Below are 15,946 nucleotides of genomic sequence, written 5' to 3'. Positions count from 1 at the left end.
GCTTTGCACCGTCCTTTTTCTTTGGCTGCTACTTATTTGTCGTTAAGACAAACTACACCCGGAAGCTCTTTACCTTCCATGAATTCTAATGACGCACCGCCGCCAGTAGAAATGTGGCTCATTTTATCAGCCATACCGAATTTTTCAACAGCTGCTGCAGAGTCACCACCGCCGATAACAGAGTATGTATCTTCTGCATCTGCTAATGCTTGTCCTACTGCTTTTGTACCTTCTGCGAATGGAGTCATTTCGAATACACCCATTGGTCCATTCCATACAACAAGCTTAGAATTTTTAATTACATCTGCATAAATTTCACGTGTTTTAGGACCGATGTCCACGCCTTCCCAGTTAGAAGGGATAGAGTCGATACCAACGATTTTAGTTGTTGCAGTTTCAGAGAATTCCTCAGTGATTACAACATCAACTGGCATGTAGAAGTTTACGCCTTTTTCTTTTGCAAGTTGCATAAATTCTTTAGCTAGTTCGATCTTGTCGTCTTCACATAGAGATAGACCAATTTCATGACCTAAAGCTTTAACGAATGTGTAAGCAAGTCCACCACCGATGATTAAGTTATCTACTTTGTCTAATAGATGACGAATTACACCGATTTTATCTTTTACTTTCGCACCACCGATAATAGCTGTAAATGGACGTTCTGGGTTAGAAAGTGCTTTACCAAGTACATCTAACTCTTTTTCCATTAATAGACCAGATACTGCTGGTAGGTAGTCTGCGATACCTGCTGTAGAAGCGTGAGCACGGTGAGCTGCACCGAATGCATCGTTTACGAAGATGTCAGCAAGTGCTGCAAATTCTTTCGCAAGTTCTGCATCGTTCTTTTCTTCGCCCGCATAGAAACGTACGTTTTCAAGAACTAATACGTCGCCTTCGTTCATTGCTGCAACCATTTCTTGTGCAACTGGTCCGAATGCTTCGTCCGCTTTTTTAACGTCTTTACCAAGAAGCTCGCCTAAACGTGCTGCTACTGGAGTTAAACGCATTTCTTCTACTACTTGACCTTTTGGACGGCCTAAGTGACTTGCTAAAATAACTTTCGCACCTTGCTCTACTAAATATTGAATTGTAGGAAGAGCTGCACGGATACGAGTTTCATCTGTAATTTTGCCTTCTTTCATAGGTACGTTGAAATCAACGCGGCAAAATACACGCTTACCTTTTAAATCTACGTCACGAATTGATTTTTTGTTCATTGGATTTCCCTCCGACTACTAGTTAGGATTGACAAAACCCACTCAAAAGCTTAACACATTTGCTTTTAAAACGAAAGAAGAGAGAGAGGGAACAAACCCTCTCCCTCGTTTTGTCATTGATAACTTATATAATTAAGAATTAAAGACCTTTTGAAGTCATGTAAGCTGCTAAGTCTACTACGCGGTTAGAGTAACCAGTTTCGTTATCGTACCAAGAAAGTACTTTAACCATGTTACCTTCCATTACCATTGTAGATAATGCATCGATTGTAGAAGAAGCTGTACATCCGTTATAGTCGATAGATACTAATGGCTCTTCGCTGTATCCAAGGATACCTTTTAATTCGCCTTCAGCTGCTGCTTTGAATGCTGCATTTACTTCTTCAACTGTTACTTCTTTGTCAAGTTCAACAACTAGGTCAACTAGAGAAACGTTAGCAGTTGGAACACGTACAGCGCCACCGTTTAATTTACCTTTAAGTTCTGGTAATACTAATGCTACAGCTTTAGCTGCACCAGTAGATGTTGGGATCATGTTTTCAGCTGCTGCACGAGCACGACGTAAATCTTTGTGTGGTAAGTCTAAGATTTGTTGGTCGTTAGTGTAAGAGTGAATTGTTGTCATCATTCCGCGTTTTACGCCGAATTTTTCGTTTAATACTTTAGCGAATGGAGCTAGACAGTTTGTAGTACAAGAAGCGTTAGATACTACGTTGTGGTTAGCTGCATCGTATTGTTCGTGGTTAACACCCATAACTACAGTGATATCTTCGTCAGAAGCTGGAGCTGAGATGATAACTTTCTTAACTGATCCACCTAAGTGTTTCTCAGCGTCTGATTTTTTAGTGAAACGGCCAGTAGATTCTACTACTACTTCTACTCCGTAGTCGCTCCATGGTAATTGAGCTGGGTCACGCTCAGCGATAACTTTAATTTCTTTACCGTTAACAACGATGCTGTTTTCGTTAGCAGATACTTCTGCATTTAAAGTTCCGTGAACTGTGTCATATTTTAAAAGGTGAGCTAATGTTTTAGCATCTGTTAAGTCATTGATTGCTACTACTTCTACCTCAGAGTTGTTAAGAGCTGCGCGGAATACGTTACGTCCGATACGTCCAAATCCATTAATACCAATTTTAGTCATTTGAATTTCCTCCTTGGGGGATTATATTAAAGGGTAAAACCCTTTGTTAACTGTTTTGCTGCACCTTCATCTGTAATTAGAATTGAAGTGTGCCCTTGTTTAATTACAGCCTGTATTGCTTTTGCCTTTGAAGAACCTCCAGCGACTGCAACAACGTGAGATACATTTTGTAAATCCTCTAGTTGCATACCAACTGTTCTTACTTTATGAACAACATTTCCTTCTTCATTAAAGTAGTAACCGAAAGCTTCGCCAACTGCTTCGCTTGCCTGAATCTTTAACCAATCTGCTTCTGAAGTACTTCTGCGACGTGCCATTGTTAACGCATCACCTATTCCATGAATGACGATATTGGAAGATCGAATCAACTCAAGAACTTCTTTCACGGAAGGCTCTGTCACAATAGACGCATATGCTTCGCTGCTAACATGATCTGGAACATACAATAAGCGATAATTACTCATCGTATTTTGCGCCATCTTGGCACAAATGGTATTGGCTTCTAATTCAACACCTTCTCCAATTCCACCACGTGCTGGGACAAATAGCATATGTAAATCTTTGCAATCAAGTTGCATCATGTCCGCAGCAGCAGCTAGCGTAGTTCCTCCAGCCACAGCAACGATATTATTCGCTGTCAGACGGTCTTTTATACAAGTCACACAAGCACGGCCCATCTCCAGTTTGACCCAAGGTGATTCATCACTATCACCAGGGACAACGAAAACTTCATCCAAGTCTAATGTTTCCTTAAGTTGCTTTTCTAAAACCTTTAACCCGGAAATTTCTTTCATAAAGTCTTCCAAAGCAAGAACTAAAGTTGTTCCTTCTTCTGTCAAAGTCATTCCAGAAGAAGCGACGTGAACTAAGTTTTGTTCTTTCAAAACTTGAACTTCACTTCGCAATACTCGTTCTGTCATACCGAGACTTGCTGATAAGTTTCTTCTTCCAATCGGCTGCATGAGCCTAATGTATTGAAGAATTTGCATTCTCGTTTGCATAACAGGTAGCAGATCAGGTAATAATTTTTTTGTATTCTGAATCCATGAGCGCATATCTTTTCTCCTCACTACATCGGTTCATTTTCCCTCGTGGTCACTTTACGTCCCGTAGTGACATTTTGTGTCCCACATAGGTTAAAAAAATAATCCCTGCTACGTGTATTATTGTAACAGGAGATAGAAACTTATTCAACTCTTAACTGCATTCTTTATATAGTTTATTATGACACCTTTGTGAATGTTACCATATTCTACTTGTTTTCCGTCCATTTCTACAACCGGAATCATTAAGTGATATTTTTCTAAAAGGTCATTATCTTCATATATATCTATTTCCTCGATTTGAAAAGAATATTCACATTGTACTTCCTGTAAAACTTGTTTTGCCTTCACGCAAAGGCCACAATCTTTTTTAGTATACAGTACAACTTTCATCTTCTTCACCTATCCGATCGTTTTTCGTAATGACGAAGCTGGGATATGCATTTGTTCTCTATACTTCGCCACCGTTCTTCGAGAAATAACAATTTCATGCTCTTCTTCTAATAATTTTGAAATCTTTTGATCTGAAAGTGGCTTTTTCTTATCCTCTGCCCCAATTAGCGTTTGAATAAATTGTTTTACACGTTTTGTAGAAACTGCTTCATCTTCAGTCGTCGAAACGGCATTGCTAAAGAACGATTTCATCTCAAATAAACCGTGTGGTGTTTGCACATATTTATTTCGCGTCGCACGACTAATTGTCGATTCATGCACACTTAACTCTTCCGCTACCTCTTTTAAAGCGAGAGGTCTTAAATACTCTGGACCTTTCCAGAAGAAATCACGTTGTTTTTCCATAATAATAGTCATTACTTGCAGCAATGTCTGTTTTCTCTGCTTCAAACTGCGCATAATCCACTGCACATGCTGATACTTTTCTGATACGTAAGATGCTACTTCACTTTCACTATTATTAAGAAGCGCACTATATTCAGAATGAATTTCAATTCTCGGCATATTTCTCTCATTCATTTGTAAAACGAGGCGATCGCCATCTTTTTTCACCGCCATATCAGGTACAATGTAAAGTGGTTTATCTGAAGAAAACGCAAGACCTGGTTTTGGTTGTAATGACGTTATACAATTTACCGCACTCTGCAATTCCTCATTACTACACTTCAACACTTGAACGAGCTTTCGCCAATCTTTCTTCACAAAATAAGCGAAATGATCTTCTACAACCTCTTCTGCTAATCCATTACGTCTTTGTAAGCGCTTCAATTGTAAGGTTAAACATTCCTGAATATTACGCGCCCCTACCCCTGCTGGCTCCAGTGATTGGACAAGCTCTACAGAACGGTCGACTACATGAATATGTGCAGAAAGGAGCTCTGCTAACTCTTCATTCGTTTCTTGTAAATATCCATTTCCATCCATGTTCATAATAATGAAAGAAGCTACTTTTCGCTCTTCTTCATCTATTTTATAATACTGTATTTGATTTAATAAATGTTGCTGAATCGTTGTAGAATCCACACTGTAGATCTCCATCTGATTCTCGACTTGTTTGCTGGTACTTTTACTGTTGTTAGAGCTCTTTTTCTTCTCCCTCTCAAAACCACCTAACTCAATAAGGGGATTCTCTAACGATTGCTCATACAAAAACTCCGATAATTCTTGTACATTATACTGGAGCATTGTAATCGCTTGCCTTAACTCTTGTGTCATTGCCAAACGTAAGCTTTGTTCTTGTAAAAGACTTGCCTTCAAACTAATCTCCCCCTTGTTTCTATTGTACAATAAGTTTGGTAAAAGGAGAATGCTATCACAGACACCCATTCCAAAATATTATTAATTTATATGTATTAATGAGATTTACAACTTACAACCGAAATTTGAATAATATTGAAAGAAAATAATAACGTTTATTTTTAACACTAAGTACTAATAGTAAATATTAATACAAGATATTAAAATGGGCAATAAAAAAAGAGAAGATCCCATCTTCTCTTCCACTAATCAACTATTTTTCAAAAGCTGAAATAACTTCAAGCTCTTACCGCTTCGCAAAATACCCTTTGGATATACTTTCGCAGCAAATAAAGAAATCAGGCTAATACTACTTAACAGAACCAATATAGACGCTGCAATTTCAATACCACTCACAGACCCATTAATAATCCTAACTATCATACTAATTGGAGCTGTAAACGGTACATATGATGTCACCCTTGATACTAGCCCTTCAGGGTTATCAAGCACTACTAATAACTCCACCACTAAGCTCCCCATCAATATAAGAGTAATTGGCATCGTTGTTCCAGATAATTCTTCTGGCCTGCTTACCATAGAACCAAACACTGCGAAAAGTGCCGCATAAACGAAGTAACCGAGAACAAAATATAACAAGAAATATGCAGCGTGCTCACCTGTAATCATATTTACATCAATATTCACTCCAAAAAACGAATCCGATACTTTAAAAATTCCAGATTTAATATATAGCGCCATACTAAAGAAGAAGATAAATAACTGTGTCAAACTAGCAAGACCGACTCCTAAAATTTTCCCGAAAACCATATGGACAGGAGATACTTTTGTGACCATCACTTCCATAACACGTGAGGCTTTCTCTGATGCAACTGCTGTCGCGATAGCATTTCCATATGAAGTGATTGCTAAGTACATAATCGCTACTAATAAATATACTAGTAAAAATGAACTTGTTTCTTCATTATTTAAGTTTTGTTTTGTCGCTTGCACGTTCATCGTCAGTGATTTCACAGCCTCTTCTGATAACTGCTGCTTAACTACCGCACTTTGAAAATACTGATTTTGTACAAATACCTGTGCACTTTGAATCAACTTAGGATTATCTAGCTTCATAAAGTAATCTAATACTGGTTCAGCACCCGCACCCTCTTTTAATATAAAGAGCGCTTCGACTTTCTTATCTAACAATTCTTGCTTATATTGATTTAATTTTGTTTTATCTCCCAAAGACCAATCCCATTCTGGAAGAGCTTTACTAAGATTAGATTGATCCACCGTAACATTAGGTACTTCAGAAATAAATACAACCTTTGCTTTTTCTTTCTCTCCAGAAAACTTTTGTACTAAAGTTGGAAAAGAGAATAAGAATATCCCTCCTCCTATTAATAGCAATGTCATCCCAATAAATATTTTCGTTCTCACACGGTCCCAGTACGTTTGCCCTAAAACAATCCAGAAATTCCTCATTACTTATGCACCCGCCTTTTCAACAAAGATTTGATGTAAAGAAGGTTCTTTAATAGAAACATCTCGGATATATTGTTTAGTTTTAATATCTTCAAGCAGCGAAAATGCATCCTCTCCATCATTAACTTTAATCATGAACGTACGATTAACTTTTTCAAAATTGAAATTCTTCTCCTTAAGAATAGGTTCAATATCCCCTTCCGTTTGCAACGTCATATATTTATATTGATAACTTTTCTTAATATCTGACAAGGCACCCGATAATACAAGTTGACCGTTTTTCATAATACAAATTTCCTCACAGAACGTTTCTACACTGTCCATTTGATGACTACAAAAAATAATCGTTTTTCTTTGCGCAATTAACTCGAGCACAACATTTTTTAACATCTCTGCATTTACAGGATCCAATCCACTAAATGGTTCATCTAGTATGATGAATTCCGGATTATGTAATATCGCTGAAATCAATTGGATTTTTTGTTGATTTCCCTTTGACAATTCCTCTGTTTTCTTCTTTAAATGTGGTGTCATTTCTAATTTTTCTAGCCATTGTAACGCATGCCTTTTTGCAAGATTAGCTGGCATTCCTTCTAACTTGCCGAAATACACCAATTGCTCCACTACATTCATTTTCGGGTATAATCCACGCTCTTCTGGTAAATAGCCAATAGATAGGTCTTTCTTTGAAAAAGGGCGATTATTCCATAGAATTTGGCCGCTATCCGGTTTGATTAAATCTAAGATCATACGAATCGTTGTCGTCTTACCAGCACCATTTCGGCCCAGCATCCCTAAAATTCCACCTTCTTCTACACGTATATTTAAATCATTAACGGCTTTATATTCACCAAATGTTTTATTTAATCCTTGAATTTCAAATGCCATCCATAACAGCTCCTTTTAGCTTTTTACGAAATAAATAACCGCCATTCCTAATACAATCCCGCCTACCATCAACAAAAACTTTTTCATAACTATTTCCTCCTTCATTGACTTGTTAAGTTGTATCTTTATCATAGACTTCTTTCTGATGCTATTGCCCGCAATCCGTACTGTATTTACCGTAAAAAAAGCGAACCACTCTTATGTGGTTCACCGCAATTTCAACAGATGAAGTTGATTGTATGAAAACTTCTTAAATGTTATTATAAAAATATTCAGAAATTAAATGATGTACCTACAAAGAGAGGTGTCCAAACCGTTGCAGATACAACGTAACTTCGTTTTCATTTCATGTGTAACTATCCTGTATTTTTGTTTACAAGGCTATATCTTATATAAAATAAACCAACCATATAGCGGCGTTCTTATTTCTAAAACAGACTCAGCTACATACACAATAGCAAAAATTAAATCCTCCGGTTGGGCTTTTCATACAGACTTAAAAGAAGGAGATATAATCTATTCAATTAATAAAGAGAAACCTCATTTAGGAATACTTCCTGGATATCAAAACCAATCACTAAATGCATCTGAAATACAAGTTAAAAAAGACGATATCACTCAAACTTATAAAGGAACAGAACATTTCATTGATTATCGTGACAAAATCATTTCTGTATACTTCCCCTTCCTACTCGCTTTTATTTGTTTAGGGTTATCTATTTTTCTTTATACCAAGAAGCCTTTGAACCGAGAAACATTCTTTTTGATCACGTTTCTATTCATGACTTCCTCAAGTCTTCTAATTGCAGTTGAATCTGGTAAAGGTGATTTTATCGCCCTCATTATTTTAAGTATTGTATTTCAAGGTACACCTATGTCTCTCATTTTATTATTGAATGAATTATTCAAGAAAAAACAACTATACGTCATTTCTATGAGATTTCTAAAAATCGACATTGCAATTGGCATCATTTTACTATCACTCTCTATTTTAATGATGTTCATTCCATTTCCCGTAGTTAATACCGATGGATTAGAACTAATTTACCTTTCAATAAATATTATCTTTTGCATATATTTTTTAATCCGTGCCTATATCAAATATCACAATACAGTACATAAACCATTTTTAAAATTAATGCTCACGATTCATTCCATTGCCTTCTTTCCGTTCGTTACACTCTATGCCCTTCCAGATGCAATATTCAGTACACCGATTCTCTCAGCAGATATTGGAGCTATGTTCCTAATCGCTCTTCCAATCGGTTATTTTTATTTAGTAGCGACGAAGCAGATTTTTGATATAGATTTTGTATTTGATCGTTTACGGTATTACGCATTTCTGTCATTAATCCCAACTCTATTAATTGCAATCATTACGAGCTGGAGCATTTATTACAAAGACAATTTTCTCTCTCGACTACTGCAAAGTTTTATTATTATTTTCCCGTTAAACATTCTATTTCTCATATTAAAAGAAAGATTAGATTTTACATTCCGTAATCACCTCTTTCGGACTAAAACAAACTTATACGTAAACATTGAACAGTTTACCGCACAGCTATCATCTATTATGAAAACAGAAGAGTTAGAGAAAAAATTCACTAATGAAATCGTTTCGATGTTGAAACCTTCTTTTGTTCAATTTGTTCAATATGATATGAAAGACAACACATATACACAATGCAACGGATATGGACAAACGAAAGATTTCACACTTTCTAAAAAGAAAAAATGGAGTATGGCAGCATTACTAATTAATGATTTATTAGAGGATGATGGATGCATCGGTATTTACTTATACTCTACTAAACATATAAAACACTACATCTGGATTGGAACAAAAGTGAATAATATTAAATATAATACGCATGAAAAATCATGGTTCATCACTGTCACGACATACGTCCGTCTTATTTACGAAAACTTGTATACCATTAATGAAATTATTCATTCTCTAGAGCAGGAGAGTTTAGAATCCAAAACAAATTCTGCAAGCTTATCACGCCTACTCTTTCAAATTTCTGAACAAGAAAGGCGCCGACTTGCTTCAGATTTACACGACTCTGCATTACAAGATCAAATTGTATGGTACCGCAAACTAGACTCTTTACTAAAAAACAAATCCGTTCCACTAGAATTAAAAAATGAACTGAAAAAAATCCACTTCGGTATGCACGATGTAATACAACAAATTCGCGACACATGTAATGAATTGCGTCCATCACTTTTATCAGATGCTGGTTTAATTGGTGCATTAAGAGAATTGCTAGCCCAAACACAATTACGTGTGCAGTTTCAAATTCAATTTGATCATGAATCAATTCAAGAGCATCATTACGATTTTGACAAAATTTTATCTTTATATCGTATCATTCAAGAACTACTAACAAACGCAGATAAACATTCCGAGGCAACCATCGTATCGATTTTTTTATGGGAAGAGAATAACTGTATTTTCCTAGACTACCGAGACAACGGCAAAGGTTTTAATATAGACACTCCCTACTCTCCTAAGCAGCATATGGGGCTTTCCGGTATAAAAGGAAGGCTTCAATCAATTGGTGGAGAAATACATATAGTATCCGAAGCTAAAAAAGGACTTCAAATAAACATTACAGTTCCGAGGTGGTAAATAATGATTCGAGTATTAATTGTAGATGATCATCAAATTGTAGGCGAAGGAACAAAGAGCATGATTGAATTAGAAGAAGATATGCAAGCAGAATATATTTTAAATGAACAGGAAGCACTTATAAAAAGTGATGCTACACCTTTTGACGTATACCTCTTGGATATGAATATGCCCAATTGTAGTGGTATTGAACTCGCCCAGAAAATATTACATATTCAAACAGATGCGAAAATCATTTTATATACAGGTTTTGAATACGTATCCCAATTCAATTTATTAATAAACTCTGGTATCAGCGGAATTATTAGTAAATCAGCTTCTCAGCAAGAGCTATTAATGGCAATTCGTGCAGCTGTAAACGGATATACTTTACTTCCTATTTCGTTATTACGTCAACTACGTACAGACGATATAACGACTCAACAACTTGAAAATAAAACCGCTCTTCTTACACAAAAAGAATTAGAAATCTTAGAATCCGTCTCTAAAGGAAGTAGCAATAAACAAATTGCTGATGAACTGTACATGAGTTCAAGAGCTGTAGAATACAACCTAACAAAAATCTTCAAAAAATTAAAAGTAGGATCACGCTCCGAAGCTTTAACAGAAGCAATGAGACAAGGCATTTTGAAAGTACACATATAAAATGAGACTTCCATCAGTTTGTTTTGTTTAACCCTCAAATAATGAGATAAATAAAAAAGTCCTAACCTACAAAACGTAAGTTAGGACTTTTTGACGCGCCCAGAGGGATTCGAACCCCCGGCAGACGTGGTACCGGAAACCACCGCTCTATCCGACTGAGCTATGGGCGCATGATTATAGAAAACACTTCATTTTCTTCTCATAATAATAGCAATAAAATCCATCTAAATCAATAAAAATATCCCCATAATACCTTATGCATCCTAGCTAAAAGCATATAAAATCTATTCCACTCCTAAATTTTCCAATCATAAATTCACCCTAACTCACAAATTATAATCTTTGAATTGATATTCCAAAGGGGGCTTCATTCAATGACTGTAATTACAAAATTAAAGCAAACTGTTTCTGGATTAAAAAGTGCACAAGCTAGCTTAGAGGGATTCGCTCTTGATACGGATAACCAACAAGCTAAGCAACTTTTCCAAACAGCTGCGCAGCAAACACAAACGATTATCGATTCTTTAAACCCACGCGTTGAAGAAGTCCAACAAGAAGAACCACAATACTCACAGCAATAACGAATCAGTCTTGCTGTGAAATAGAAAAAGGATGATATGCAGTCATCCTTTTTCTATCACATTACATATTGCAATAGAAATGGAATGATAATTATGCGAAAACTCGGCCTCATAACCGCATTATTTGCACTTCTATTTAGCTCTTTTACCGGATGTGATAATAGTCCTTTAGATAAAAAAGTGAAAGAAGAAGCAAAAAGAACGGAGAAAGAAAAAGGTCCAAAGTTAACAAAGACGAGTACGGAATCCTTTAATCAATCTATATCACAAGGAGCGAAAAAAAGAGCTCTCGCTATGGATGAAATTATAAAAAGCACAGCAGTAAATTCAAATTTAGATCTCTACATAGCAGTTACACCTGAGCATCACGAAAGGTTTGGATTAAAACCTCTTCGTAAAAAGCTTCAAAAGCAGCTAAGTGATGAGCATCCTACTTTCGATGTTCGTGTCAGTACAGATAAAAAAATCTTTATGTTACTCGAAAAACTCGAAAGAAAAATTAAGGAAAAAGAAGTATCTAAAGATGAAATTAATAAACAATTAAAATTCATTGGTAAAAAAATGGAGTCTAACACTTAACGCTTTTTAAAAGAAAAGGAAGGATTGCAATGGCTAGTAAAGATAAAAACTTAACCCCTGTACAACAGGAGTATAAAAAATTCGAACAAGAACGCGAACCGAAACGACCTGTCTTAAAAAATTGTATAAAAGCCTTTTTCGTCGGTGGTTTTATTTGCTTCACCGGACAACTCATTTCTACTTTTTACATCACATATTTTGATTTCACTGAACGCTCAGCAGGCAATCCAACAGTCGCAACTCTCATTTTCATCTCCATGTTACTAACTGGATTTGGTATATATGATCGTTTTGGACAGTTTGCCGGAGCAGGTACAGCTGTACCTGTTACTGGATTTGGTAACTCTGTTATTGCCGCATGTATTGAGCATCGAACGGAGGGATTTGTCCTTGGCGTTGGCGGCAATATGTTTAAACTAGCTGGTTCTGTTATTTTATTTGGTGTATTTTCCGCTTTCGTCATCGCACTTATTAAAACTATTCTCGTTCAATGGGGAGGGCTATAAATGTTACAAGGACACCGAACGTGGGTATTTGAAAACAAACCAGTCATTATCTCAACAGGGGTTGTCGGTGGACCATTTGAAGCAAAGGGGAACATCCCAGAAGACTTCGATATCCTTCATGAAGATTTATGGCTCGGACAAGATTCCTATGAAAAAGCACATAAAATTTTATTCGAAGAAGCTTGTAGTCGCGCTACTGAAAAAGCAGAGCTTCGTAAAGATGATATTCAATTCGTACTCGCAGGAGATTTAATTAATCAAATTACTCCAACAAGCTTTGCTTGCCGCACACTGGGCACTCCTTATCTCGGATTATTCGGGGCTTGCTCTACTTCTATGGAAGGTTTAGCACTTGGAGCAAGTATCGTAAATGCAAAAGGTGCAAAATATTTATTAACTGGAGCTTCAAGCCATAATACTGCTGTAGAAAAACAATTCCGCTATCCTACCGAATACGGTGGACAAAAGCCGCCTACTGCACAGTGGACAGTAACCGGAGCAGGAGCCGCTATTTTAAGCGATACTGGCCATGGTCCAAGAGTAACATCTGCAACGATTGGGCGAGTTGTTGATATGGGATTAACGGATCCGTTTAATATGGGAGGCGCAATGGCTCCAGCTGCAGTTGATACAATTGAAGCCCATTTACGTGAACGCCAAATTGATGCCTCTTACTACGATTTAATCGTAACAGGTGATCTCGGACATGTAGGACGCGAAATTGCTTATGACTTACTACATAAACACGGAACGAAAGTAACGAGCGAACAATTTCAAGATTGCGGAATTATCATTTATAGAGAAGGACAACCTGTCATAGCTGGTGCTAGTGGGCCTGGATGTTCCGCAACAGTCGTGTACGGTCATTTATTAAACCGAATGAAAAGAGGAGAGTTCAAAAAAATACTTGTCGTTGCGACAGGCGCTTTACTATCTCCACTTACATTCCAACAAGAAGAAACGATTCCGTGTATCGCTCATGCCGTTTCGATTGAATTTGGAGGTGCAACGCAATGATTTTTTTCTGGGCTTTCGTCATTGGCGGACTCATATGTGTAATCGGCCAACTTATGTTTGATGTCGGCAAACTAACACCCGCTCATACAATGGCAACACTCGTTGTTGCTGGAGCTATATTAGATGGATTTAATTTGTATGAGCCATTAATTGATTTCGCTGGAGCCGGGGCAACTGTACCTATTACAAGCTTTGGTAATGCCCTCGTTCATGGCGCAATGGAAGAAGCTGCAAAACATGGCATCGTTGGCGTTATTACCGGCATGTTTAAAGTAACGAGCGCCGGTGTATCAGCAGCTATTATTTTCGGCTTCATTGGAGCATTACTATTCAAACCGAAAGGATAAGAGGTATTTATATGACTGTTATCGCTAGCGTAAAAACTTGCCTTGCTAGTGTAAGGGGCGCCCAAGCAAGTTTAAGCTCCCTTTCATTAAATTCACAAGACGAAGAATCAAAACGCGTATTTCATGAATGTATGTTAGAAATGGACAGCGTCATCGCTGATTTAAAGGATAGAATTTCAGTATTAGAACGTGAAGAACCTCAATATAAAGGGTTTTAAGTAGACTGGAGGAAACGACTATGTCTCACCTGCCGGAATGGACACTTGTCATTCTTCGCTCTGTATTCATATTAATTATTTTATTCGCTATTACGAAATGGTTAGGGAAAAGACAAATCTCTCAGCTTTCCTTTTTTGAATACATAGCCGGAATGACGATTGGTGACATCGCTGCCCAAGTATCTACAGGGCTCGATTCAAAATTTTTTCACGGCGTCTTTGCGATACTCATTTTCGCTGTGGTACCTTTTTTAACAGGAATCCTCTCTTTAAAGAACAAAACAGCTCGGGACTTCTTTGAAGGGAAATCTACCGTATTAATAAAAGACGGAAAGATACTCGAAGATAACTTGAAGAAAGAAAAATATACGAGTGACGAATTACTGGAACTTCTCCGTGGAAAAAGTGCGTTCAGCGTAGCTGAAGTCGAATTTGCTGTCTTAGAACCAAGCGGAGAATTAAATGTATTATTAAAGAAAGATTCCCAGCCACTTACAGCAAAAGACATCGGTTTAAAAGTACCAAACGAGAAAGAACCACAAACTGTTATTATGGATGGAAATGTACTAGATGAACCTCTTTCAGCAAGCGGACATAACCGCGCTTGGCTACATTCAGAATTAGAAAAACTCGGTGTTGTTATTGAAAATGTCTTCCTCGGGCAAGTGGATTCATACGGACAACTTACTATCGACATTTACAATGACAAACTCCAGATGCCTTCTCCTCAAAACAAACCTTTATTATTAGCATCTTTAAAAAAATGTCATGCTGATCTTGAACTATTTTCCTTAGAAACAAAGTCGAAATCAGCAAGCGAAATGTATAGTAAAAACGCGAAACAAATCGAAAAGATTTTAAATAAAGTAACCTATCTTTTAAAAGACTAATTATCGAAAGAACGCTTCAGTTAAAAGGCGTTCTTTTCTTTTTTCTCCAGTTTTCATAACGTTTAAATTTATGTAATTCGGTTATGATGTTGAAGATACATAAGCAGGGAATTTCGAAAACATAGCGAATATTTCATGGTACAACTACATATTTTTTTGATTTAAAGTGGTTTCGTTTGACCTTTATTGACCATAATTGTATTATAAGACTAAGAAAGCTTTATAAGGAGGAAATAACAGATGAATTTAATTCCTACAGTAATTGAACAAACAAATCGTGGAGAACGCGCTTACGATATTTACTCTCGACTATTAAAAGACCGCATCATTATGCTTGGTAGTGCAATTGATGACAACGTAGCTAACTCAATCGTTTCCCAGCTTTTATTCTTGGAATCTCAAGATCCAGAAAAAGATATTCACATCTACATCAACAGCCCTGGTGGTTCTATCACAGCGGGTATGGCAATCTATGATACAATGCAGTTTATTAAACCACAAGTATCAACAATCTGTATCGGTATGGCTGCATCTATGGGTGCATTCTTACTTGCAGCAGGTGAAAAAGGAAAACGTTATGCACTTCCAAACAGTGAAGTAATGATTCACCAACCACTTGGTGGAGCACAAGGTCAAGCGACTGAAATCGAAATCGCTGCAAAACGTATCCTATTCTTACGTGAAAAACTAAACCAAATTCTTGCTGACCGCACTGGTCAACCACTTGAAGTACTACAACGCGACACAGACCGCGACAACTTCATGACAGCAGAAAAAGCTTTAGAATACGGTTTAATCGATAAGATCTTTACAAATCGTTAATAACTAAAAGCAGAAGCGGCTCGTTTAGAATCGCAGGGCGATGGAGCACCTGATTCCGAGGCGCTTTTTGCCTCGAATGAAGGGGCGAAACGACCGGAGATTCTAGCCGCTGGAGCTAGATACAACTAAAAGCGAAAGCGGCTCGTTCAGAATCGCAGGGCGATGGAGTCCCTGATTCCGAGGCGCTTTTTGCCTCGAATGAAGGGGCGAAGCGACCGGAGATTCTAGCCGCTG

17 protein-coding genes and 1 tRNA gene are annotated in these 15,946 nt (G+C 37.2%); 10 read left to right on the top strand and 8 right to left on the bottom strand.

Going from position 1 to position 15,946, the window contains the following annotated elements:
• Window positions 1-32: 32 nt before the first annotated feature.
• The 7 genes from ACTFP3_RS25875 to ACTFP3_RS25845 form a co-directional block, all read right to left on the bottom strand.
• Complete coding sequence (locus tag ACTFP3_RS25875; protein WP_001036350.1) at window positions 33-1,217, bottom strand: phosphoglycerate kinase; 1,185 nt, start codon at window positions 1,215-1,217, stop codon at window positions 33-35.
• Window positions 1,218-1,356: 139 nt separating this feature from the next.
• Window positions 1,357-2,361 carry a type I glyceraldehyde-3-phosphate dehydrogenase gene (gene gap / locus ACTFP3_RS25870; RefSeq protein ID WP_000161236.1) on the bottom strand — a complete coding sequence of 335 codons (1,005 nt, stop codon included), beginning with the start codon at window positions 2,359-2,361 and terminating at the stop codon, window positions 1,357-1,359.
• A 26-nt stretch (window positions 2,362-2,387) separates the two neighbouring features.
• On the bottom strand, window positions 2,388-3,416 hold the full coding sequence (gene cggR / locus ACTFP3_RS25865; protein WP_001258190.1) for a gapA transcriptional regulator CggR: 1,029 nt from the start codon (window positions 3,414-3,416) through the stop codon (window positions 2,388-2,390).
• Between the two features lie 135 nt (window positions 3,417-3,551).
• Window positions 3,552-3,797 (bottom strand): glutaredoxin family protein, encoded by a 246-nt coding sequence (locus ACTFP3_RS25860; RefSeq protein ID WP_000869730.1) that lies wholly within the window; start codon window positions 3,795-3,797, stop codon window positions 3,552-3,554.
• A gap of 9 nt (window positions 3,798-3,806) precedes the next feature.
• Entirely contained in the window at window positions 3,807-5,114 is a 1,308-nt protein-coding gene (gene rpoN / locus ACTFP3_RS25855; protein ID WP_000647955.1) for an RNA polymerase factor sigma-54, read from the bottom strand.
• A gap of 249 nt (window positions 5,115-5,363) precedes the next feature.
• The gene (locus ACTFP3_RS25850; protein WP_440011639.1) at window positions 5,364-6,584 is read right to left on the bottom strand and encodes an ABC transporter permease; all 1,221 of its coding nucleotides are present in this window, start codon (window positions 6,582-6,584) and stop codon (window positions 5,364-5,366) included.
• Between the two features lie 3 nt (window positions 6,585-6,587).
• Window positions 6,588-7,472: an ABC transporter ATP-binding protein gene (locus ACTFP3_RS25845; protein ID WP_000863491.1), complete on the bottom strand. Its 885-nt coding sequence runs from the start codon at window positions 7,470-7,472 to the stop codon at window positions 6,588-6,590.
• Window positions 7,473-7,755: 283 nt separating this feature from the next.
• Between ACTFP3_RS25845 and ACTFP3_RS25840 the strand changes: the two genes are divergently transcribed.
• Window positions 7,756-10,107 carry a sensor histidine kinase gene (locus ACTFP3_RS25840; RefSeq protein WP_440011637.1) on the top strand — a complete coding sequence of 784 codons (2,352 nt, stop codon included), beginning with the start codon at window positions 7,756-7,758 and terminating at the stop codon, window positions 10,105-10,107.
• Window positions 10,108-10,110: 3 nt separating this feature from the next.
• Window positions 10,111-10,752 (top strand): response regulator, encoded by a 642-nt coding sequence (locus ACTFP3_RS25835; RefSeq protein WP_000621765.1) that lies wholly within the window; start codon window positions 10,111-10,113, stop codon window positions 10,750-10,752.
• A gap of 94 nt (window positions 10,753-10,846) precedes the next feature.
• Here the strand turns inward: ACTFP3_RS25835 and ACTFP3_RS25830 are convergent.
• Window positions 10,847-10,922 (bottom strand) — tRNA-Arg (locus tag ACTFP3_RS25830).
• Window positions 10,923-11,126: 204 nt separating this feature from the next.
• Between ACTFP3_RS25830 and ACTFP3_RS25825 the strand changes: the two genes are divergently transcribed.
• The 8 genes from ACTFP3_RS25825 (at window position 11,127) to clpP (ending at window position 15,712) form a co-directional block, all read left to right on the top strand.
• Window positions 11,127-11,333 (top strand): DUF1657 domain-containing protein, encoded by a 207-nt coding sequence (locus ACTFP3_RS25825; protein WP_000216166.1) that lies wholly within the window; start codon window positions 11,127-11,129, stop codon window positions 11,331-11,333.
• A 93-nt stretch (window positions 11,334-11,426) separates the two neighbouring features.
• Window positions 11,427-11,912, top strand: coding sequence for a YhcN/YlaJ family sporulation lipoprotein (locus tag ACTFP3_RS25820; RefSeq protein ID WP_001228545.1), 486 nt, complete (start codon window positions 11,427-11,429; stop codon window positions 11,910-11,912).
• Between the two features lie 29 nt (window positions 11,913-11,941).
• Window positions 11,942-12,418 (top strand): stage V sporulation protein AC, encoded by a 477-nt coding sequence (gene spoVAC, locus ACTFP3_RS25815; RefSeq protein ID WP_440011635.1) that lies wholly within the window; start codon window positions 11,942-11,944, stop codon window positions 12,416-12,418.
• On the top strand, window positions 12,419-13,435 hold the full coding sequence (gene spoVAD / locus ACTFP3_RS25810) for a stage V sporulation protein AD (protein WP_000938972.1): 1,017 nt from the start codon (window positions 12,419-12,421) through the stop codon (window positions 13,433-13,435). It begins immediately after the preceding gene.
• Window positions 13,432-13,782, top strand: coding sequence for a stage V sporulation protein AE (gene spoVAE, locus ACTFP3_RS25805; RefSeq protein ID WP_000575919.1), 351 nt, complete (start codon window positions 13,432-13,434; stop codon window positions 13,780-13,782). Before spoVAD ends, spoVAE begins: the two co-directional genes overlap by 4 nt.
• An 11-nt stretch (window positions 13,783-13,793) precedes the next feature.
• On the top strand, window positions 13,794-14,000 hold the full coding sequence (locus ACTFP3_RS25800) for a DUF1657 domain-containing protein (protein WP_000215909.1): 207 nt from the start codon (window positions 13,794-13,796) through the stop codon (window positions 13,998-14,000).
• Window positions 14,001-14,020: 20 nt separating this feature from the next.
• On the top strand, window positions 14,021-14,890 hold the full coding sequence (locus tag ACTFP3_RS25795; RefSeq protein ID WP_000018924.1) for a DUF421 domain-containing protein: 870 nt from the start codon (window positions 14,021-14,023) through the stop codon (window positions 14,888-14,890).
• Between the two features lie 240 nt (window positions 14,891-15,130).
• On the top strand, window positions 15,131-15,712 hold the full coding sequence (clpP, locus tag ACTFP3_RS25790; RefSeq protein WP_001049162.1) for an ATP-dependent Clp endopeptidase proteolytic subunit ClpP: 582 nt from the start codon (window positions 15,131-15,133) through the stop codon (window positions 15,710-15,712).
• Window positions 15,713-15,946 lie beyond the last annotated feature (234 nt).

This window comes from Bacillus cereus group sp. MYBK5-2, from assembly GCF_051915685.1.
Classification (GTDB): domain Bacteria; phylum Bacillota; class Bacilli; order Bacillales; family Bacillaceae_G; genus Bacillus_A; species Bacillus_A cereus.
Note: the sequence above shows the minus strand (reverse complement) of the source record. Positions and strands in the feature narration are given on the sequence as shown.